20 protein-coding genes and 3 tRNA genes are annotated in these 19157 nt (G+C 71.6%); 10 read left to right on the top strand and 13 right to left on the bottom strand.

Annotated features, from left to right (window positions below; all coding sequences use genetic code 11):
* Positions 1-17 precede the first annotated feature (17 nt).
* Together ACFSL2_RS13875 and ACFSL2_RS13870 are read right to left on the bottom strand one after the other, a co-directional pair.
* Complete coding sequence (locus ACFSL2_RS13875) at positions 18-1199, bottom strand: DUF418 domain-containing protein (protein WP_377198419.1); 1182 nt, start codon at positions 1197-1199, stop codon at positions 18-20.
* A gap of 4 nt (positions 1200-1203) precedes the next feature.
* Entirely contained in the window at positions 1204-1488 is a 285-nt protein-coding gene (locus ACFSL2_RS13870) for an AbrB/MazE/SpoVT family DNA-binding domain-containing protein (protein WP_377198418.1), read from the bottom strand.
* Between the two features lie 138 nt (positions 1489-1626).
* On the opposite strand from ACFSL2_RS13870, the gene ACFSL2_RS13865 reads away from it, so the two are divergent.
* Positions 1627-2595 carry an HAD family hydrolase gene (locus ACFSL2_RS13865; RefSeq protein WP_377198417.1) on the top strand — a complete coding sequence of 323 codons (969 nt, stop codon included), beginning with the start codon at positions 1627-1629 and terminating at the stop codon, positions 2593-2595.
* 39 nt (positions 2596-2634) lie between these two features.
* Here ACFSL2_RS13865 and ACFSL2_RS13860 read toward each other — a convergent pair whose 3' ends face one another.
* Positions 2635-3570: a sigma-70 family RNA polymerase sigma factor gene (locus ACFSL2_RS13860; RefSeq protein WP_377198416.1), complete on the bottom strand. Its 936-nt coding sequence runs from the start codon at positions 3568-3570 to the stop codon at positions 2635-2637.
* Between the two features lie 98 nt (positions 3571-3668).
* On the opposite strand from ACFSL2_RS13860, the gene ACFSL2_RS13855 reads away from it, so the two are divergent.
* Positions 3669-4187 (top strand): carboxymuconolactone decarboxylase family protein, encoded by a 519-nt coding sequence (locus ACFSL2_RS13855; protein ID WP_377198415.1) that lies wholly within the window; start codon positions 3669-3671, stop codon positions 4185-4187.
* A gap of 29 nt (positions 4188-4216) precedes the next feature.
* Here ACFSL2_RS13855 and ACFSL2_RS13850 read toward each other — a convergent pair whose 3' ends face one another.
* From ACFSL2_RS13850 to ACFSL2_RS13840, 3 genes are read right to left on the bottom strand one after another with little or no spacing between them, the layout of a single operon-like run.
* Positions 4217-4705 carry a hypothetical protein gene (locus ACFSL2_RS13850; RefSeq protein ID WP_377198414.1) on the bottom strand — a complete coding sequence of 163 codons (489 nt, stop codon included), beginning with the start codon at positions 4703-4705 and terminating at the stop codon, positions 4217-4219.
* A complete protein-coding gene (locus ACFSL2_RS13845) occupies positions 4702-6183 on the bottom strand; it encodes an ATP-binding protein (RefSeq protein WP_377198413.1) in 1482 nt (493 codons plus the stop codon). Before ACFSL2_RS13845 ends, ACFSL2_RS13850 begins: the two co-directional genes overlap by 4 nt.
* Positions 6184-6191: 8 nt before the next feature.
* The gene (locus ACFSL2_RS13840) at positions 6192-6872 is read right to left on the bottom strand and encodes a response regulator (RefSeq protein WP_377198412.1); all 681 of its coding nucleotides are present in this window, start codon (positions 6870-6872) and stop codon (positions 6192-6194) included.
* 112 nt (positions 6873-6984) lie between these two features.
* Between ACFSL2_RS13840 and ACFSL2_RS13835 the strand changes: the two genes are divergently transcribed.
* Positions 6985-7656, top strand: coding sequence for a polysaccharide deacetylase family protein (locus tag ACFSL2_RS13835; protein ID WP_377198411.1), 672 nt, complete (start codon positions 6985-6987; stop codon positions 7654-7656).
* 85 nt (positions 7657-7741) lie between these two features.
* On the opposite strand, the gene rarD is transcribed toward ACFSL2_RS13835, so the two are convergent.
* Complete coding sequence (gene rarD / locus ACFSL2_RS13830; RefSeq protein WP_377198410.1) at positions 7742-8659, bottom strand: EamA family transporter RarD; 918 nt, start codon at positions 8657-8659, stop codon at positions 7742-7744.
* 126 nt (positions 8660-8785) lie between these two features.
* On the opposite strand from rarD, the gene ACFSL2_RS13825 reads away from it, so the two are divergent.
* The 7 genes from ACFSL2_RS13825 (at position 8786) to ACFSL2_RS13795 (ending at position 13196) form a co-directional block, all read left to right on the top strand.
* Positions 8786-8867: transfer RNA gene (locus ACFSL2_RS13825), tRNA-Tyr, on the top strand.
* A 548-nt stretch (positions 8868-9415) separates the two neighbouring features.
* Positions 9416-9488: transfer RNA gene (locus ACFSL2_RS13820), tRNA-Thr, on the top strand.
* An 86-nt stretch (positions 9489-9574) separates the two neighbouring features.
* Positions 9575-9651, top strand: a tRNA-Met gene (locus tag ACFSL2_RS13815).
* An 85-nt stretch (positions 9652-9736) separates the two neighbouring features.
* On the top strand, positions 9737-9907 hold the full coding sequence (gene rpmG, locus ACFSL2_RS13810) for a 50S ribosomal protein L33 (RefSeq protein WP_013837798.1): 171 nt from the start codon (positions 9737-9739) through the stop codon (positions 9905-9907).
* 25 nt (positions 9908-9932) lie between these two features.
* Complete coding sequence (locus tag ACFSL2_RS13805) at positions 9933-10418, top strand: FAS1-like dehydratase domain-containing protein (RefSeq protein ID WP_377198409.1); 486 nt, start codon at positions 9933-9935, stop codon at positions 10416-10418.
* Complete coding sequence (locus ACFSL2_RS13800) at positions 10415-10837, top strand: MaoC family dehydratase (protein ID WP_377198408.1); 423 nt, start codon at positions 10415-10417, stop codon at positions 10835-10837. The genes ACFSL2_RS13805 and ACFSL2_RS13800 overlap by 4 nt, the downstream gene beginning before the upstream one ends.
* A gap of 106 nt (positions 10838-10943) precedes the next feature.
* Positions 10944-13196, top strand: coding sequence for an N-acetylmuramoyl-L-alanine amidase (locus ACFSL2_RS13795; protein WP_377198407.1), 2253 nt, complete (start codon positions 10944-10946; stop codon positions 13194-13196).
* An 85-nt stretch (positions 13197-13281) separates the two neighbouring features.
* On the opposite strand, the gene ACFSL2_RS13790 is transcribed toward ACFSL2_RS13795, so the two are convergent.
* The 6 genes from ACFSL2_RS13790 to ACFSL2_RS13765 all read right to left on the bottom strand — a co-directional run bounded on the left by ACFSL2_RS13790 (position 13282) and on the right by ACFSL2_RS13765 (position 19087).
* Complete coding sequence (locus tag ACFSL2_RS13790; RefSeq protein ID WP_377198406.1) at positions 13282-13953, bottom strand: response regulator transcription factor; 672 nt, start codon at positions 13951-13953, stop codon at positions 13282-13284.
* Positions 13946-15184, bottom strand: a complete 1239-nt coding sequence (locus tag ACFSL2_RS13785) for a sensor histidine kinase (RefSeq protein ID WP_377198405.1) — start codon at positions 15182-15184, stop codon at positions 13946-13948. The genes ACFSL2_RS13790 and ACFSL2_RS13785 overlap by 8 nt, the downstream gene beginning before the upstream one ends.
* Positions 15185-15247: 63 nt before the next feature.
* On the bottom strand, positions 15248-16042 hold the full coding sequence (locus tag ACFSL2_RS13780; protein WP_377198404.1) for a hypothetical protein: 795 nt from the start codon (positions 16040-16042) through the stop codon (positions 15248-15250).
* Between the two features lie 28 nt (positions 16043-16070).
* Positions 16071-16814: a hypothetical protein gene (locus ACFSL2_RS13775; RefSeq protein ID WP_377198403.1), complete on the bottom strand. Its 744-nt coding sequence runs from the start codon at positions 16812-16814 to the stop codon at positions 16071-16073.
* The gene (locus tag ACFSL2_RS13770) at positions 16811-17566 is read right to left on the bottom strand and encodes an ABC transporter ATP-binding protein (RefSeq protein WP_377198402.1); all 756 of its coding nucleotides are present in this window, start codon (positions 17564-17566) and stop codon (positions 16811-16813) included. The genes ACFSL2_RS13775 and ACFSL2_RS13770 overlap by 4 nt, the downstream gene beginning before the upstream one ends.
* A gap of 174 nt (positions 17567-17740) precedes the next feature.
* Positions 17741-19087, bottom strand: coding sequence for a C39 family peptidase (locus tag ACFSL2_RS13765; RefSeq protein ID WP_377198401.1), 1347 nt, complete (start codon positions 19085-19087; stop codon positions 17741-17743).
* Between the last annotated feature and the right edge of the window lie 70 nt (positions 19088-19157).

Below are 19157 nucleotides of genomic sequence, written 5' to 3'. Positions count from 1 at the left end.
GGACCCGAGACCCCTGCTCAGGGTGCGGCGGTGCTCGCGCGCGGGTACGACAGCCGGCGCAGCAGGATCTCCGCCGGGCCGCGGTACCCGGCCCTGCGCATCAGGTCCGCGATGAGCACCGAGACCACCCAGGTGGCGATGGCGACGGCCGTGGCGCCCGCGAGTCCCGTCCGGTCCTCCAGACCCAGGCCGAAGGGTGTGAAGACCGCTACCCACACCACGGTCTGGAACAGGTACATGCTCATCGAGCGCTGGCCGAGCGCCTGGACGGCGGACGTGATCCGGCCAGGGCGATCGGTCACGGCGACCGCGATCAGTGCGATGAGCCCGGCCAGTGCGATCCCGCCCGCGTAGCCGGTCAGCGGCTGGGCGACCGAGGCGACCAGCACGGCGGCCGCGTTGTCGTTCGACCACGTGCCCAGCTCGACCAGCACCGCCGGGAGCGCGCCGAGGACCGACACCACCGTGGCGCCGACCGAGAACCGCCAGAGCAGCGCGCGGTGGTTCTCCGGTTCGTCCAGGACCCGGCGCCGCGCCACCCACATCCCGAGCACCACGCCGGGAAGGACGAGCAGGATGCCGATGACCAGCCCGTACGGCCAGCTCGTCGCCCGGTCGACGAACGCCTCCGTCCAGGTCCGGTCGCCGATGGCCACGCTGCCGACGGTGTAGCTCGAGACCCCCTGGGACAACGGCAGCCACATGCCGACGGCGCCCGCCGCCGTCGCCGGGATCAGAGTCAGCCCCGCCACCCGGAGCAGGGTGGAGTCCTTGGCGCGCAGCAGCCCGACGAGCAGCAGCCCGGCGATCCCGTACGGCGCCAGGATGTCGAGCGGCGTGAAGAGGAGCACGTGGACGAAGCCGATGACGACGAGCCACCAGCCTCGCCGCCGCACCAGCCTGCGGACGTCGGTCCAGCTCGCCCCACGGCTCTGTCGCCGGTTCATCATCTGCACCAGCGCGTAGCCGAAGAGGAAGGCGAACAGCGGCCGCGCGTGGTTGTGCACGAAGAGCAGGTGGAAGACCTTGGTGATCTCGTTGACCACCGTCGGCCCGCGGTCGATCGCGGACACGAACAGCGGGGCGTGCGCGAACGCGATGAACAGCAGCATCCCGCCGCGCGCCAGGTCGGGTGCGAGCGCTCTGCGGGTCGTCGGTGCGATCGCGGCCGACGTCGGTGCGGTGTCGGAGGCGCCCATGCTGCTACTCCGCCTCGCCGGTGTCGTCCGCGCCGTCCTTGGCGTGCTGCTGGATCATCTCGAGCAGCGTGGAAGAGCCCTGCAGGTTGCGCATCAGCGTGTCGATCGTCATCAGGGCGAGGCCCTGCTCGGGGTCGGCGAGGACCAGCAGCTTGTCGCCCGCCTCGATCTTCAGGTCGCGCCGGGCCTGGGCCGGGATCGCGATCTGCCCCCGCTCGCTCACCGTCACGGAACCGTAGAAGCCGCGGCCTCCCGGACCGTACTTGGCAGAGTTCTTGTCGCCGCTCATCGCATGCCTCCGGGTGACTGGTGCGTTGTCTGCAATACACGTTACAACATGTAAATCATGTATGCGACGACTCCGCCTGTACGTCCTGCGGTGCGCCGCCTAAGGTGTGGGCACGCAACTACACCGGGGGTGGCCGAGATGAGCGACGCAGGTGCACGGTCGGATGCTCCTGACGCGGGACCTGGCGGCCTTCGAGCCGACGACCGTCCGGTCCGCGCACCCCTGGACCCGGCGACGACCGGCCTGCCGCGCGTCGTCGCCACCGACCTGGACGGCACGCTGCTCGACGGCCAGGGCCAGGTCTCGGACCGCACCCGGGCCGTGCTCGCCGACCTCGACGCGGCAGGCGTCGAGGTGGTCTTCGTGACCGCCCGCCCACCGCGCTGGCTGACCCGGTTCACGGACGCCGTCGGCGGCCACGGCCGGGTCATCTGCATCGGCGGCGCCTGCGTGCTCGACCTCGCCTCCGGCGAGACGCTCGACACCTGCGGGTTCGACGACGACGCTGCACGCGCCGTCGTGACCGGGATCCGTACCGCGCTCCCGCACGCCGCGCTCGCCTTCGAACGGGCCGACGGCGTCGTGTTCGACCCGACCTATCCGAACCGGGAGCCTGCGCTGGACCCCGGACTCTGGTCGGTGCCGGTCGAGGAGACCCTCGGACTGGTCGGCGCTCGCGGCCCGGTGTCGAAGATCCTCGCGCTCGACCCGGAGCGCATCCCGCCCCCAGGTGTGTTCGTCGACCCGCCGGAGGAGATCCGGCTCGCGCAGGAGCAGTTCTTCACCGCGGTACGCGCCGCCGTGGGGCAGCATGCCCAGCTCGCGTACTCGGGCGCCGTCGGCCTGGCCGAGCTCATGCCGCCCGGCGTCGACAAGGCCGCCGCCCTGGCCCGCTGGTGCGCCCGGCTCGGCGTCGACGCCGCCGACGTCTGGGCCTTCGGCGACATGCCCAACGACCTCCCCATGCTGACCTGGGCAGGCCGGGGCGTCGCCGTGGCGAATGCCCACCGCGACGTGCTCGCCTGCGCGGACGCGGTCGTCGGGCATCACGATGCCGACGGCGTGGCCGAGGAGCTGGCTGCGGCGCTGGCCGGCGCGCGGGCGTAGCCGGACGTTACCGGTCCGGGTCGGCCCGTCGGGTGCGGCTCAGAGGAGCACCACCCGCAGCCCCGCGATGGTGCTCGGCTCGTGCACCATGTCGATGGCCGCGATCCGCCCGTCGTGGACCACCACGGCGAACACGGCGCGCGGCGTGCCGCCGGGAGCCCACGTGAACCCGACGGATCCGTCGATCAGCGCGGGCACGGCGCCCCCCGCCCGGCCACGGAACGACTCGGCCACCGCTGCCGCACCGCGGACCTCACGGGCCAGCAGGGGTGCGCCCCGGTCGGCGGACGCGGCCGCCGCGTCGACCGCCGTCTGGTCGGCGCGCAGCACCACCTCCGGTGCGAGCAGGGCCAGCAGACCCGCGAGGTCACCCGTGCGGGACGCCTCCAGGAACGCCTCGACCACCTGCCGGTCGGTCCGGGCCTGGGCGGCGGACCGGGGACTCCCGTCGGTGCCGTCGGCGGCGGGCCTGGCCCCGGACTGCACCCGCCGTCGGCCACGGCTCGCGAGCTGGCGGGCCGCGGCGACCGAGCGGCCCAGTACCGGCGCGATCTGCTCGTAGGGGACGGCGAACAGGTCGTGCAGCACGAACGCCAGGCGCTCGGCCGGGTCGAGGCTCTGCAGGACGACCTGCATGGCCACCCCGACGACGTCGGCCAGCTCCGCCTCCTGCGCAGGGTCCGGGCTGTGCTCGTCGAGGAGCTCCGGCAGGGCGTCGTCGGCCGGACCGGCCGGCAACGGCGTCTCCCGTCGCGTCGACCGGGAGCGGAGCATGTCCAGGCAGATGCGACCGGTGACCGTGGTGAGCCAGGCGGCGAGGCTCTCGATCTCCGCGTCGCCGGTGCGGTTCAGCCGCAGCCAGGCCTCCTGCAGGGCATCGTCCGCGTCGTCGGGGTTGCCGAGCATCCGGTACGCCACCCCACGCAGGCGGGGGCGGTGCTGCTCGAAGGCGGTGGCGAGCTCGTCGGGGTTCATCCGTCACATCCTCGTTCTCGGGAGCGTCTAGGAGGGTGACGGCGCGCAGGGCGCCGATGTGACCGGCCGGGAGCTCCGGCCCGACGAGAGGACCGACGATGACCACCGAGACCACCCACCACGACTTCGCCCCCGAGGCGTCGACCACCCCGCACCTGCGGACCGTGACGCCGCGGATGAAGAACCCCGCGCTGCTCGTGCCCGGTGCGGTGAAAGCCCTGGGCGAGCTGGGCCAGATGGTCCAGGGGCAGGGCGTACCGCCTGCCACGCTCGAGCTCGTGCACCTCCGCGCCAGCCAGATCAACGGCTGCGGCTGGTGCATCGACTACGGGATGCGTGCGGCGCGCAAGGCCGGCGAGTCGGAGGACCGCCTCGCGTCGGTCTCCGCCTGGCGCGAGTCGCCCTTCCTCTCCGAGGCCGAGTGCGCGGCCCTCGAGCTCGCGGAGTCGATCACCCGGCTCGCCGACAGCTCCGACCCGGTGCCCGACGCCGTCTGGTCGCGCGTGTCCGAGCACTACGACGAGCAGGGGCTCGCCGCCCTGGTCCTGTTCATCGGCGTCACGAACCTCTACAACCGGCTCAACGTGACGACCCGTCAGGTGCCCGGCACCTGGTGAACCCGCCGCCGCGGCCTACGGCGCGGGCTTCAGCCCAGAGCCGGGCAGGGCCGGGTGACGACGTCGCCGTGGGTCGGCCGTACGGAGATCGCGACGTCGCCGACGTCCCGGCCCGAGGCGGCGACCACGGCGGCAGCCGTGCAGATGATCTGGTCGACGCCGGCGGGGCTGATCTCGCCGCTGCGCAGCGGCAGGTAGATCGTCACGTGGTCCCAGGCGTCCTCGACCACCGTCCGGGTGCTGGTCGGCGGGATCTCGCTGTGCAGGTCGTCCGCGGTGGGGTGCGCGTCGGCCATCAGCAGCTGGACGGCCCCGTGCACGGTCCCGAGGCGGCCGGTCTCTCGGGCGTCGGGCCTGAGCCCGCCGTCGGCGTCGACGAAGAAGAGCGTGGGGCCCTCCGCCACGCCGGTGGGCGCCTCGCCGCCGTCCTCGACACCGCTTGGGCCCAGGCCGCAGGCGCCGGTCAGGAGCGCGGCGGCCAGGACCGCGGCCGCCGCGGCGGTCCTCCGGGCGCTCATGCTCCGGCCCGCCGCTCGTCGTCCCCGCCGTGCGGCCCGGGCTCCGCGTCGACACGCCGCGGCAGCCGGAGGACGAACCGGGCGCCGGCCTCCTCGCCGGCGCCGGCGGAGACGCTCCCGCCGTGCAGCTGGGCGTTGACCAGCGTGATCGACAGACCCAGCCCGCTGCCGTCCGACGCGCCCCGGGCCGAGCCGGCCTTGACGAAGCGCGCGAAGAGCCGTTCGGCGTCGACGCCGTCGGGCAGCCCGGGGCCATGGTCGGTCACGATCACGAGCACGTCGTCCCCCTCGGTCCGTACCTCGACGACGACCGGTGGGCGGCCGTGCCGCAGCGCGTTGCCCACGAGGTTGGCCACCGAGATGTCCAGGCGGCGCACATCGACCCGGGCGAGCACCGGTTCCGCCGGCACGAGGTCGACGTCGTCGGCCCAGCCCCGGGTCCGGACGGTGTCGGCGACGACGTGGACGACGTCGACCAGCTCCAGGCGAAGGCCCACGGCACCCGCGTCGAGGCGGGAGAGCTCCAGCAGGTCCTCGGCGAGCCGGGCCAGCTTGCGGGTCCGGTCGACGGCCATGGTCGCCATCTCCCGTTCGTCCGGCGACCGGTCCCGCGCGTCGGCCTCGACCATCTCCATGATGGAGGTCAGCGCCATGATCGGGGTCCGAAGCTCGTGGGAGACGTCGGCGACGAAACGCCGGGCGCCGGCCTCCCGGTGCCGCAGCTCGCCGACGGAGCGTTCCAGAGCCGCGGCCGTGTCGTTGAAGGTGGCGGCCAGGTCGGCCAGCTCGTCCCTCCCGGTCGGCGTGAGCCGGGTGCTGAGGTTGCCCGCCGCCAGCTCGTTCGCACTGTCCGCGAGCCGCTGGATCGGGCGCAGCACGCTGCGGGAGACCAGGAGCGCGAGGACGACGGCGAGCGGTAGCGCTCCGGCGATCGTGAGCACGACGATCCTGGTCCACCGGTCGAGCTGGGCCTGGGTGGGAGCAAGGTCCTGCACCACGTAGGCCTCGATGCCGGAGTCCCGCTGCCGGCCGTCGATCTCCGTGCGCAGGATCGGCGTGGCCAGCACCAGGTGGGGACCCGAGCCGTCGACCACCCGCTGCACCGTGAGCCGGTCACCCTCCGCGACGGCGGTCCGCATCTCGTCGCTGATCAGTCCCAGGGCGTTCCCGGACGCCGCGGTGCGGCTCCCGAAGGTGACCATCGAGTCCTCGCCGAGCGAGGTGCGCAGCCGCTCCAGGGCCTGCTGGTCCGGCGGGTACTCCACCTCGGGTGCCAGACGGCTGATCTGGTCGCGGACGGAATCGGCGGCCCGGCGCTGGGTCTCGTCGACGAGCGAGGCCCGCGCGGCGGCGTACCCGGCGGCGGACGCAGCGGCAGCCGCCACCATCGCCACCACCACGAACGCCAGGATCACCCGCGCGCGCAGGCTCCGCGGCCACCAGCCGCGGAGCCCCGCGGAGAGGTCTCTGCCGTGCATCACGTCGCCTACACCGGGCCGAACCGGTAGCCGAAGCCCCGGACGGTCTGGATGAACACGGGAGCGGCCGGGTCTGGCTCGATCTTGGCGCGCAGCCGCTGCACGCCGTTGTCCACCAGCCGCGAGTCGCCGAGGTAGCTGTGCTCCCACACGGACTCCAGGAGCTGCTGACGGCTCAGTACCTGCCCGGGGGAGCCGGAGAGCTCCAGCAGCAACCGCAGCTCCGTCGGCGTCATCGCCACGTGCTGCCCGGCCCGGGTCACGGTCATCGAGAGCCGGTCGACGACCAGGTCGCCATAGGTCGTCGCCGACCGCCCGGCCCGGTCCGGAGCCCCGCGACGGAGCACCGCCCGGATGCGGGCGTCGACGACCCGCGGCTCGACGGGTTTGACCACGTAGTCGTCGGCCCCGGCCTCCAGGCCGCTGACCACGTCGATGTCGTCACCACGGGCGGTCAGCATGACGATCGGAACGGTCCCGGCGGCGCGGATCCGGCGGCACACCTCGAAACCGTCCATCGTCGGCAGCATCAGGTCGAGCACGACGAGCTCGGTCGAGTGCTCGACGAACAGCCGGAGCCCCTCCTCGCCGGTCGGAGCGGACGCGACGTCGTGCCCGTACCTGCCGAGCGCCTTGGCGAGGCTGATACGGACTGAGTGGTCGTCCTCGATCAGCAGGATGCGGGGCATGGCTCAAGTATCGAGGAGGCCCTGCGCCCCAGCCATGCCTGCGGACGGTCTGCGACACGGTTGCGACATGCCGACGACCGGGCCGGGACACCGCGCCGGGAACGTCGGAGGCATGAACAGAACCCGACGACTCCTGACCGCCGGCGCCGTCCTGGCCCTGGCCACCGCGGGCTGCACCGCCTACAGCGTGCTCGGCGCGGCCTCCGGCAGCGGCGAGACCGGCGTCAGCGACAAGGTGCTCTACCTGACGTTCGACGACGGCCCCGGCGACGAGACCGCCGAGATCCTGGAGGTGCTGCGCGAGCACGACGCCAAGGCCGTCTTCTTCGCGGTGGGCAAGAACCTGGCGCAGCAGACCGACCTGGGGCGTCGCATCGTGGCCGAGGGACACGCCCTTGCCAACCACACCTGGAGCCACGAGGACCTCACCGGTCTGGATCAGAGCGGCCGCGAGCACGAGCTCGGGTCCACCGCCGAGCTGCTCGAACGCCTGGGATCCGACAGCCCGTGCGTGCGCCCGCCGTACGGATCCACCGACGCCGACGTGACGCGCGACCTGGCCGCCCACGACATGCCACAGGTGCGGTGGAACCTCGACACCGAGGACTGGACCCGCCCCGGGTCCGCGACCATCGTCAGCAGCCTGCTCCAGGCCGAGAGCGGTGACGTGGTGCTCCTGCACGACGGCGGGAGCGACCGGACCCAGACCGTCGAGGCGCTGCGGCGGGCGCTGCCCCGGCTGGCCGCGGCGGGCTACGCCTTCGACGTCGTCCCGGGGTGCTGAGGTGGAGTGGAGGACGGATCGCGTGGGGTGGGTGGCGTGGGGCTGGGGGCTTGTGGGGAGGGTGCCCGTGGGTCGGGCGCCCGGTTCACGGGGTGGTGAGACGGTCCCGGCGGACCCGGGGCAGCTTCCTGGACTGGTGGACACCGTCGGTGGTGAGCAGCACGAGCGCCACCCAGATCAGGATGAACCCGATCCAGCGCGCGGGCGGCATGTGCTCCCCGAAGACGAGCAGCCCCACCAGGAACTGCAGGGCAGGCGTGAGGTACTGCAGCATGCCGACCACGGACAGGGGCAGTCGTCGCGCCGCGGCGCCGAACAGCAGCAGCGGCAGGGCGGTCACGATCCCCGACGACATCAGCAGGAGCGAGTGCCCCACACCGTGCCCGGTGAACGTCCCGGAGCTGCCGAGCCAGACGAGATAGGCGATGGCGAACGGGGTGGCGACCACCGTCTCGACCGCGAGGCCGGGCAGCGCGGGAACGGTACGGCCCACGCGGTTCTTCACGAGCCCGTACATGCCGAAGGAGAGGGCGAGGCACAGCGAGATCCAGGGCAGTCCGCCGAGACCGGTGGACAGCACCACCACCGACGCGACACCGAAGGCCACCGCCAGCCACTGCACGGGGCGTAGCCGTTCGCGCAGGATGAGCACGCCGAGCAGCACCGTGATGACCGGGTTGATGAAGTAGCCCAGCGCGGCGTCGAGCACCCGGTCGGTGAGCACGGCGTACACGTACACCACCCAGTTGACGACGATCAGGACGGCCGCGGTGGCGAGCGTGCCCAGGACGCGCGGCGAGCGCAGGGCATCGCGGAAAGCACCCAGCTGCCGCATGACGGTGAGTGCGATGAGGCAGAACGCGAGGCTCCACACCACCCGGTTGGCCACGATCTCGATGGCACCCGCCGGCTCGAGGAGCGGGAAGAACAGGGGCATCGCGCCCCAGAGGGTGAAGGCGCTGATCCCGAGCGGCAGCCCCCAGCGATCGTGGTGTTGTGTCACGGCGTCACGATAGGACTCGCAGGGTTGCGCAGACCGCGGTGAGGCCTGTGGGACTCGTCACCAGGCCGCGCCATCCTTTCGATTTCTCGCGGGGGCCTGGAGGGCGCTATGGTTGGGCACGTTCACGGCTGGTTGCCCGAGCGGCCAAAGGGATCTGACTGTAAATCAGACGGCTCAGCCTACGTGGGTTCGAATCCCTCACCAGCCACGTGAGTGAAACTAGGGCGTGACCAGCGGAAACGTCGGTCACGCCCTAGTGCGTTGTCGTCCTAGTTCGTCGTCGGGCGGGCCGGCGATGGTCCTCGGCTGAACCGCAACCTGATCGCCTCCTCGCTCGCCGATCCGCAACGGCCCGCCGGTGCCAGTGCCGAACCGCAATGTGATCGCCGGTTGCCGCTGTCGAACCGCAAGTTCCGCGTCGATGGGTGCGCCGAACCGCAAGCTTCGTGTCGATGCGGGCGCCGAACGGCAAGTTCCGTGTCGATCTGACCACTCGGCGACGTGTCTGCTGCGGTTCGGCGCTCTGGTCCACGAGCAACTTGCGGTTCGGCCGACCTCGGCCGGTTGTTGGACGGGTAGCTTGCGGCTCGGCCGACCTCGGCCGACCTCGGCCGTCCTGTACCCGTCCGACCACGTCCGGGCCGTGTCTCTCGCCGCCTCCTGGCGGGTCGCCGAGGGGCCGGTCACCGACGCGGCACACCTCACACCCGATTCGATTTCACGCCAGGCCGGAGGGCATGTAGAGTCTTCCTCGCCGCCCCGATAGCTCAGTCGGCAGAGCGTCTCCATGGTAAGGAGAAGGTCAAGGGTTCGATTCCCTTTCGGGGCTCTGTGATCGACGCGGGGTCGTCCGTCCTCCTCATCGGCTCGCTGGTGAGACAATAGCGGCGGACGGTCTCGCGTTCAGTCACGCGCGGCGGGGTAGCTCAGCTGGTCAGAGCGCACGACTCATAATCGTGAGGTCGCGGGTTCGAGCCCCGCCCTCGCTACCAAAAGCAAGTACATCCGTCCGGCGTCCACTGCCGGACGACGTGAAGACACATGGCGCCTCTCCCTCGAGGCGCGGAGGTGAGAGCCATGGCAAGCAAGAGTGCGGATGTCCGCCCGAAGATCACGCTCGCATGCGTGGACTGCAAGGAGCGGAACTACATCACCAAGAAGAACCGTCGTAACGACCCCGACCGCCTGGAGCTGGCGAAGTTCTGCCCGCGCTGTGGCAAGCACACGTCGCACCGCGAGACTCGCTGAGTCTCGGTAGCAAGCTCACACCGACGTGGCGAACGCTGACTTCGAGGGCCGGGTCTACCCGGCCAACGCCCCCTACTCCGTAGGCCGCGAGAAGATCCGTGAGTTCGCCAGTGCCGTCGGTGCCACGCACCCCGCGCACCACGATCTCGTGGCAGCGCGGGGTTCTGGCTATCCGGACCTGGTCGCTCCGCCCACGTTCGCCGTGGTCGTGGCGCAGCGCGCCGAGTCGCAGTACATCAGCGACCCGGCGGCCGACATCGACTTCTCGCGCGTGGTCCACGCGGACGAGCGCTTCACCCACCACCGCCCCATCGTCGCCGGCGACGAGCTGACGACGGTGCTGCACGTGGACCGCATCGTCACCCGGGGGGCCATCAGCATGGTGACCACGCGGTGCGAGATCTACGCGATGCCCGAGAGCGTCGAGGTGCCGTCCCCCGAGGCCGATGCCCTCGGTGAGCCCGTCGCCACCGTCACGTCCACGCTCGCGATCCGAGGTGAGGACGCATGAGCCGGCCCGATATCGCCACCCTCGCCGTCGGCGACGTGATCGGCACGCGCACCGTCACCTTCGACCGCGCGGACCTCGTCCGCTACGCGGGCGCGAGCGGCGACTTCAACCCGATCCACTGGAACGACAAGGTCGCCGAGAGCGCGGGTCTGCCCGGCGTCATCGCGCACGGGATGCTCACCATGGGCACCGTCGTGGGGCTGGCGGCCGACTGGGCGGGCGACCCGGGCGCCGTCGTCGACTATCAGACCCGGTTCACCAAGCCCGTCGAGGTGCCCAACCCGGGTGCGGCGTCGATCGAGGTCACCGGCACGATCGGCGTGATCGACACCGCCGCCGGCACAGTGCGCGTGGACCTCGCCGTCACGGTCGACGGTGCCAAGGTCCTCGGCCGTACCCAGGTGCTCGTCCGCCTCTGATCGTCGCTGGTTTCGGGTATCTGGCCCGTAGCCCTTCTCATGTGCACCCGGATCGGGTGTGATGCTCTCGTCCGTGTTTGTACGGAGTCGACGAGAGGATCCCCGCGTGACGTCACGACGACGCAGCACAGCACTGGCCGCAGCGGCCGGGTTGCTCCTTCCACTCATTCCCCTCTCAGCCGCCGCCGCGGCGCCGACGGCGGTGCCCGACGACAGAGCGGTCGTCTGCGCCCCCGTCCTGGCCGCCGGCTCGCTCGACGAGGCGTTCTCCGTGGCCGCCGAGGCCACCGGGGTGCCGGCAGACCTGCTCAAGGCCGTGTCGTACATGGAGTCCCGCTGGGACCAGCACGCCGGCCAGGTCAGCGCCGACGGCGGCTACGGGGTGTTCAACCTCGAGGGCGGTGCCGGCCTCGGACACGCGCACGGCGACGGCCTCCCGCTGTCCGCGGTGAACGACAAGGCCGGTCCGGCGCGCGAGGGTACGTCGGAGCTGAACCGGGCGGCCCGGCTCACCGGTCTCGACGAGGCCGTCCTGAAGTCCGACTCCCAGGCCAACGTGTGCGGTGGGGCAGCGCTGCTCGCCGCGTACCAGGCCCAGGCGATCCGCGACGGTGCGGTCGATGTCGAGGCGACCACGGCGGCGTCCGAAGACCTGGCCACGTGGGAGAACGCCGTGTCCCGCATGAGCGACGTCGAGGGCTTCACGACGCGCGTCTACACGACCCTTCGTGAGGGCGCCGGCACGACCACCCCGGCCGACGGTGCGGTGATCCTCACCGGTAACCGGGACGTCGCGGTGCCGCGGGTCGCGAGCACGAGCGACCCCGAGACGGACTGCCCCGAGGACCTCGGCTGCGAGTGGCTGCCCGCCCCGTACGAGAAGGGGTCGCCGGACCTCCCGGACGGTACGGGGGACTACGGCAACCATGACCAGGCCGACCGCACCGGCGCGGGCGGACCGTCGCTCGACTACATCCTGATCCATGACACGGAGACGGCCTACCAGCCCACCGTCAACCTGGTGCAGGACCCGAACTACCTGGCCTGGAACTACACCCTGCGGTCCTCGGACGGGCACGTGGCGAACCACCTCGATCCGGCCGACGTCGGCTGGCACGCGGGCAACTGGTTCCTGAACATGCACTCGATCGGGCTGGAGCACGAGGGCTGGGCCGGGACGGGCGCCTGGTACACGGAAGCGATGTACCAGTCGTCGGCGGCGCTGGTTCGCCACCTCGCGGCGGAGCACGACATCGCGCTGGACCGGGCGCACGTCATCGGGCACGACCAGGTGCCGGGCATCCTGCCCGGGTACACCAAGAACGTGCACTGGGACCCGGGACCGTACTGGGACTGGGACCACTACTTCGAGCTGCTCGGCGCCCCCATCGGCGGTGACCTGGACGCGACGACGAACGTCGCCCCGGGCGATGTCGTCGAGGTGCGCACCGGGTACGCCGACAACCCGAACCTCGTGACGGGCTGTGCGCAGGCGTCGCCGGGGTCGGGGGAGTGCGTCGAGGGAGCCGGCACGAACTTCCGGTACCTGCACCAGGCGCCGTCGGCCGACGCCCCGCTGGCCAAGGACCCGGGCTGGAAGCCGGACGGGTCAGACGGCAGCACGTACGCGAGCGACGTGAGCGCGCGCGTGCAGTCCGGGCACAAGCTGGTCGTCGACCGGGTCGAGGGCGACTGGCTGGGCGTGTGGTGGGCCGGATCCCTGGCCTGGTTGCACAACCCCGCCGACCGGCCGGTGGTCGTGCCGGCGACGGCGAAGACCGTCACCGTCGCCGGGGACGGCCCGGCGCCGGTGTTCGGCAGGGCCTATCCGGAGGCGGCGGCCTACGAGGAGCACCCGGGTGTCCCGGTGCAGGCCGTCACACCCATCGAGTACCAGGTCGGCGCGGACCAGACCTACGCGGTGGCCGACGACCACGTGCCGTCCGACTACTACCGGGCCACCACGTTCGACGGCTCGGGGCCGGGCGACCGCACGGTGGTCCGCGGCGAGGACGTGTACTACCAGCTCTGGCTGGCGCACCGGCACGTGTTCGTCAACGCGGCCGACGTCGAGCTGCACGACCCGGTGGTGGCGGACGTGACCGGGCCGAGCATCGAGGGCCGGGCCATGCCGGGCCGGCTCCTCACCGCCGACGCCGGGACGTACCTCCCGGACGACGTCGACGTCAGCTATCAGTGGCTGCGCGACGGCGAACCGGTGCGCTGGGCGACCGGCAGCCGGTATCTGGTGACGGGGCGTGACCGGGGCGCCCAGCTCACGCTCGAGGTGACGGTCTCGGCGGAGGGTTACACGACGGCGTCGTACACCTCGGAAGGTCAGCTGGTGAAGCGGAGGTAGGCCACCACCACCGTTGGTCGAGCCTGTCGAGACCGGTCCCGACAGGCTCGACCAGCGCAGGCTCGACCAACACGGCTTGCGCCGCTCAGCCGGTCTGGGCGATGCCGTGCTGGTAGGCCAGGATCACGAGGTGCACCCGGTCGCGGGCCCCGAGCTTGGCCAGGATGCGGTTGACGTGGGTCTTGATCGTCGGCAGCGCGAGAAAGAGCTCGGCGGCGATCTCGGGGTTGGAGAGTCCCCGTGCGATACCGAGGAAGACGTCGTACTCGCGCGGGGAGAGCAGGGACCGTAGCTGGCGACCGGCGTCGGCGCGGCCCAGAGATGCGACGTGGGCCTCGATGAGGCGCCCGGTGACACGAGGCGCAAGGACGGCGTCCCCGGCCGCAACGGTACGGATCGCGTCGGTGAGCGCGACGGATGTGGCGCTCTTCAGGAGGAAGGCGCTGGCACCGGCGCGCAGGCTCTCGAAGGCGTACGCGTCGAGGTCGAACGTGGTCAGCACGACGACCTTCGTCCCGGGAACTGCCCCGGTGATGCGACGGGTGGCCTCGATGCCGCCCATCCCGGGCATCCGCACGTCCATGAGCACCACATCCGGCCGGAGGGTGTCCGCGAGCACGACGGCTTCCTCCCCGGTACCCGCCTCTCCGACGACGGCAATGTCATCGGTCGCGGCAAGCACCAGCGAGTTACCGGTGCGAATCAGGGCGTGGTCGTCGACGAGGAGCACTCGGATCCGGGGGCTGAGCTCAGACATCCGTGGGGTCGTTCCGCTCGGTGCTCGTCCCTCCGGAGCCCGGGCCGGCGCTCGTCCCGCGAGTACCCAGGATGACCCGGGTGCGCCAGCCACCGCCGGGACGCGGCCCGGACTCGGCGTCGCCGGCGTGGGCGGCGGCACGCTCGCGGATGCCGACCAGCCCGTGTCCGGGCGGGCCTTGCCGGGTGACCGGCGCGCCGTCGTCCGTGATGGTGAGGACGACGGCGCCGTCGGCGTGGTGGACTGCCACCGTCGCCCCGGTGGGGCCGTGCGCGTGGCGGAGCGTATTGGTCAGTGACTCCTGCGTGATGCGGTAGACGGCCTGCCGGAGAGCTGAGTCGGCCGGCAGCGCGGGCCCCGTGCGGGTCAGCGTGACAGGGAGGCCCGCGACCCGGAAACCCTCGGCCAGCTCCTCCAGGGTCGGGAGGTTGTCGCCGGAGTGGTGGAGGTTTGCGTCCAGCCTGGCGTCGGCGTCGCGGAGCAGGGCCAGGGTGCGGTGCATGTCGCCGAGCGCGTCGCGGCCGACCGCGGCGATCTGCTCGACGGCCGCCCGTGACTGCTCGGGGTGCTTCCGCGCTGCGCTGGTCGCGCCGTTGGCGAGGGTGACGATGACGGTGAGCGAGTGGGCCACGAGATCATGCATCTCGGCGGCGATTCGGCCGCGTTCGGTCAGGGCGGCGTTCTCGATCCGCTGGTTCACGGTCTCGGTGAGCCAGCGGGTGTGATCGCGCCGGCCCTTGACCAGTAACCCGGCGGCGAGGGCGATCAGCGCCACCGGGTGCATCAGCGAGCCGAGCTCCGGGCGGATCCCGTTCAAGGAGTAGGGGACGGTGGCGAGCATGGCCACCGCCATCGCCGTGCCGTAGCCGACCAGCGTGCGGGTCGTCGTCTGGCGGGAGGCGACGGTGTACAGGGCGATGGCGAACGGGATGGTCGGAAAACCGAACCCCGGCTGCGTGAGCGAGCTGAGCGCGCCGGCCAGAGCTGCGACGACCAGCACCGTGAGCGGCCATCGGCGGCGCGCGAGCAGGACCCCGGTGGCGACCGCGAGGAGCAGATACCCCCACCACGCGGTGTCGGCGCGAAGACTCAGCGCGAGCAGGTGCGGAAGTCCCGCGGCGGCCGTCACAGCGACGTCCACGGCACCTGGATGCCGGCGCAGCCGGACGGCGAGGGGCGACGGCGGACGGGTCAGGTCAGCCGCCTCGACCCGCAGGCTCTCGGTCGTCATCGTCCCCGTCCTCGCGCTGGGTTCTCGGCTCATGTCCGGGTCCATTCTGCGCGCTGCCACAGGTCAGGCGTCACGCGAGTGGAGCAGGACACCCGCGGTGAGCAGCGCGACGACTGCCCACAGAGCGAGGACGCCGAACCCCACCCAGGGTTCGAACTGCGCGGCGGAGGGGAGGTCGGAGATGAGCCTGCGCCCTGCGTAGGTCGGGGTGTAGTCGGCGGCCCTCCGGACTCCCGGGATCGACGAGAGCAGCGGCGGTGCCACGATCAGGAGCCCGAGGACGGCGGTGAGCGCGCCGGTGACGTGGCGTAGCGCGGCCGCCAGACCAGTGGCGAGGACCGCAATGGCCGCGAGGTACGTCCCCGAACGGAGCGCGAGTACGGCGGCCTCTCCGGGATCGGGCGCGTACACGACGCCGGACCCCGGCAGGATCAGCATCGAGAGGCCGAGGCTGCACGCCGCGCCGATCACGCCGATCAGGAATCCGAGAGCGGCCAGCACGACGGCCTTGGCGGCGAGCCATGGTGACCGCGTCGGCAGCGCCAGCAGCGAGAGCCGAGCCTGTCCCGAGGTGTACTCGCCGGTGACCGAGAGCACGGCGAGCACGGCGACGATGATCTGTGCCCACAGCACGCTGTCCACGAACTGCGTCGGATCGGCGGTGATCGTCTGCCCGGCGAACCGAGGGTCGGCGAGCCGGGACCGCATGCTGAACGAGAGCAGCGCACCCGTGCCGATGATCACGAGCAGCGCGACGGCGGCGAGCACGCGGTGCGAGAGCAGCGTCCACAGCTTCACGGCCTCGGCGGCGACTGCGCCGATGAAGAGGGGACGGGCCGGGGTGCTTCGGCGGGTCACCGGGTTACCTCCAAGGTGCGTGTAGTGGTCAGACATCTCGGCCTCGCAGCGTGACGACGGCACCGGCGAGTGCGGCTGTCGTCCAGGCGAGCAGGATGGCGTAGCCGCCCCAGGGCGTGAGCTCGGTGGCGGCGCCGTCGGGCGCGAGGAGCAGAACGCCCGCCGACGCCGGTAGGTAGACCGAGAGCTCCCGCACCTCCGGCACCGGGATCATGGCGGCGACGAACGGCATGACCCACAGGAACCCGACCACCGCGAGGATCGAGCCCGCGAGGTCACGGACGATCGCCCCGATCGCGAGCGCGAGCACAGCGATGGTGCCCAGGTACAGCCCTGCGCCGGCGACCAGCCGGACCGTGAGGGTGAGTTCCACGCCCAGGTCGGTTCCCGAGGCAGAGGCCAGGGCGAAGGCCGTCGCGCCGCCGGTGGCGCCGGCGACGAGTCCGACCGTGCCGACGACCGTGGCCTTCCCGGCCAGCACCGGCCACCGGGTCGGCACGGCCAGGAACGTGACCTTGCTCGTGCCTGATGCCCACTCCGAGCAGATCATCACGACGGCGAGCACCGCCAGCACGAACTGCGCCCACGGCACTCCGGCCAGCAGCTCGGTCGGCGTCGGCGCGGGGACCGCGCCGTCGCGGTCCTGGGCCGACAGCAGCATCGCGGCAAGCCCGATGATCATGGCGAACGCGACGGCTACGGTCACCGGGTGCGACGGGAGCGAACGGAACTTCACCCATTCGGCGTGTACTGCCCGTGTCGCGACCGTCACGACCGGACTCCGTCCGCGCCGCCGGCGTGGTCCTTGCCCGCCTTGCCGCCGTGGTATTCGACGGCGTCCCGGGTGAGGTCGATGTAAGCCTCCTCGAGCGTCCGACCGGCGTGGGAGGTCAGCTCCGCGATCGACGCGTCCGCGATCAGCTCGCCTCGCCCGATCACCACCACGTGGTCGGCGACCAGTGCCAGCTCGCTCAGCAGGTGGGAGGACAGGAACACCGTGCGGCCCTCGGCGGCGAGCGATCCCAGCAGTCCGCGGATCCACGTCACCCCCTCCGGGTCCAGCCCGTTGACGGGCTCGTCCAGGATCAACGTGTGCGGGTCACCGAGCAGTGCGACGGCGATGCCGAGGCGCTGGCTCATCCCGAGGGAGAACTTCCCCGCCTTGAGCCGGGCGGCACTCTCGAGCCCGGTCAGCTCGAGCACCTCGTCGATTCTTGCCCGGGAGAAACCGTGCGTCGCGGCAACCGTGCGCAGATGGTCGACGGCGCGGCGGGACCGGTGCGCGGACGTCGCGTCGAGCAGGGTCCCGACCTCGCGCAGCGGAGCACTCAGCTTGGCGTACCGCGTTCCGTCGATCAGTGCCCCGCCGCGGGTGGGCCGGTCGAGGCCCACGATCGAGCGCATGGTCGTGGACTTGCCCGCCCCGTTCGGCCCGAGGAACCCGGTCACCTTGCCCGGCCGTACCTCGAACGACAGGTCACGCACCGCCCAGGTGCGCCCGTACCGCTTTCCCAGTGACTGCACCTGAATACCCATCGACGACCTCCGGTCTGCGAACGACTTGCGTCGACGCTACGGAGCCGTCCTGGTGCGGCGATGCCACCCCTGGGTTGAACTCGTGCTCTCGTCGGGGTCGAGCTTGTCGAGGCCAGGCCTCGGCAAGCTCGACCAACGGAAGTACGACCGGCGCCTACGCCATCACCAGTTCGCGGTGACCCCCGGGAGGTTGCGCGGCAGCTTGACGTCCCTCGGGTGGTAGACGTACGTGATGCCGTCGGTCGAGGTCTGCCAGACACGTTCGAAGTTCTCCCGCGTGTACACCGAACGCACCGCCTCGTTGCTCGCCTTGTTCGGGTCGTTGATGACGGGGTCGCCGTCAGCGGTGAACCCGACCAGCGTGACGATGTGCCCGTTGGTGCCGTATCCGGCCTCCGGCATCTCTGCCTCCTCGAAGTTGATCGAGAGGATGAGCGGGATCCCGGCCTCGATGAACTTCTCGGCCTCCGCGAGGGAGCGCAGCCGGGTCACGAACGACTCCAGGCCGAACGTGCTCGCGTACGCCGCGTTGAAGGGCCAGTTGCCGGCGCCCTCGTACGCGTAGTCCCAGGTGTGCATGGCGGCGTAGTCGACCTGCGGGTCACCGTTCGGCGCCTCGATGCCCTCCAGCTCCTCGGCCGGGACCTCGAGTCCGTAGGAGTAGAGCACCATCGTGGACGACGTCGGCGAGCACCACACCTGACCGCCACCGCCGAACTCGGGGTACTCGCCGCGGTGGATGTTCTGGCTGTACCGCGGCACGTCGAGCTCGACCGCGCGCCCGAGCGTGAAGTCGGTCGTGCCCGAGTAGTGCGAGTCGGGCAGGTACTCGTTGGTCATCGTGCTCACCGTGTCCAGCCGCGGGGAGACCCGGGTGCCCTCCGGCCGGTACAGCGTGGCCCGGGTCTGGAACGCGTTCGGCTCGTGGCCGGACTTCGCGACGTAGGTGTCCGTGAAGAGGTACGCGTCGGCGTCGGTCTGGCCGTTCACGGACGTGCGGTGGATGTCGCCGACGCTGCCGTCGGCGGGTGCGAACTCGTCGCCCGACGCCCAGCGGCTCATCACGAACCACTTGGTCCACGTGCCGTCGGCCTTGCGGCCGCGGAACTCGATCTCCACCCAGGTGCCCGTGGGCGTGACGGCGTTCCACGAGCTCACGGACTCGTCGATCGGGTACTCCGTCTCGACCACCGGCGACGTCCACCTGCCCGTCTCGTAGGTGACGGGGGTGCCGTCACCGAACGGGTCGGTGTACTCCACGGTGTCGCCCGCGCTCCGCAGCACGAGCCCGCCCTTGGCACCCGGCCGCAGGTTCACGGAGCTGCCCGCGCGCAGCTCGCCATACCCGTCCCAGGTGGTCAGCGTGATCTGGTTGTCCGACGCCGTCGTGCCTGCCTCGGGCGCGCCCGTCGCCGGCACCGCACTCGCCACGATTCCTGCTTGCACCACGAGCGCTCCTGTCGCTGCCAGCGCGAACGCCCTCGTTCGCAGCTCTCTTCGGTTCGACATGCCTGCCTCCATGTCCCGGGCCCACTACTGGGTGGAGCGAGCCGTTGACCTTCCTTACCAGAACCGCGGC

The sequence above is a fragment of the Promicromonospora aerolata genome (assembly GCF_042682255.1).
GTDB lineage: Bacteria > Actinomycetota > Actinomycetes > Actinomycetales > Cellulomonadaceae > Promicromonospora > Promicromonospora aerolata.
The sequence above is the reverse complement of the archived record's forward strand: the minus strand, read 5'-3'. Positions and strand labels throughout refer to the sequence as shown.

Excerpts from the sequence above, each read along its gene's own strand:
- ACFSL2_RS13875 (WP_377198419.1), bottom strand. The coding sequence starts at position 1,199 with ATGGGCGCCTCCGACACCGCACCGACGTCGGCCGCGATCGCACCGACG.
- ACFSL2_RS13870 (WP_377198418.1), bottom strand. The coding sequence starts at position 1,488 with ATGAGCGGCGACAAGAACTCTGCCAAGTACGGTCCGGGAGGCCGCGGC.
- ACFSL2_RS13865 (WP_377198417.1), top strand. The coding sequence starts at position 1,627 with ATGAGCGACGCAGGTGCACGGTCGGATGCTCCTGACGCGGGACCTGGC.
- ACFSL2_RS13860 (WP_377198416.1), bottom strand. The coding sequence starts at position 3,570 with ATGAACCCCGACGAGCTCGCCACCGCCTTCGAGCAGCACCGCCCCCGC.
- ACFSL2_RS13855 (WP_377198415.1), top strand. The coding sequence starts at position 3,669 with ATGACCACCGAGACCACCCACCACGACTTCGCCCCCGAGGCGTCGACC.
- ACFSL2_RS13850 (WP_377198414.1), bottom strand. The coding sequence starts at position 4,705 with ATGAGCGCCCGGAGGACCGCCGCGGCGGCCGCGGTCCTGGCCGCCGCG.
- ACFSL2_RS13845 (WP_377198413.1), bottom strand. The coding sequence starts at position 6,183 with ATGCACGGCAGAGACCTCTCCGCGGGGCTCCGCGGCTGGTGGCCGCGG.
- ACFSL2_RS13840 (WP_377198412.1), bottom strand. The coding sequence starts at position 6,872 with ATGCCCCGCATCCTGCTGATCGAGGACGACCACTCAGTCCGTATCAGC.
- ACFSL2_RS13835 (WP_377198411.1), top strand. The coding sequence starts at position 6,985 with ATGAACAGAACCCGACGACTCCTGACCGCCGGCGCCGTCCTGGCCCTG.
- rpmG (WP_013837798.1), top strand. The coding sequence starts at position 9,737 with ATGGCAAGCAAGAGTGCGGATGTCCGCCCGAAGATCACGCTCGCATGC.
- ACFSL2_RS13800 (WP_377198408.1), top strand. The coding sequence starts at position 10,415 with ATGAGCCGGCCCGATATCGCCACCCTCGCCGTCGGCGACGTGATCGGC.
- ACFSL2_RS13790 (WP_377198406.1), bottom strand. The coding sequence starts at position 13,953 with ATGTCTGAGCTCAGCCCCCGGATCCGAGTGCTCCTCGTCGACGACCAC.
- ACFSL2_RS13785 (WP_377198405.1), bottom strand. The coding sequence starts at position 15,184 with ATGACGACCGAGAGCCTGCGGGTCGAGGCGGCTGACCTGACCCGTCCG.
- ACFSL2_RS13765 (WP_377198401.1), bottom strand. The coding sequence starts at position 19,087 with ATGTCGAACCGAAGAGAGCTGCGAACGAGGGCGTTCGCGCTGGCAGCG.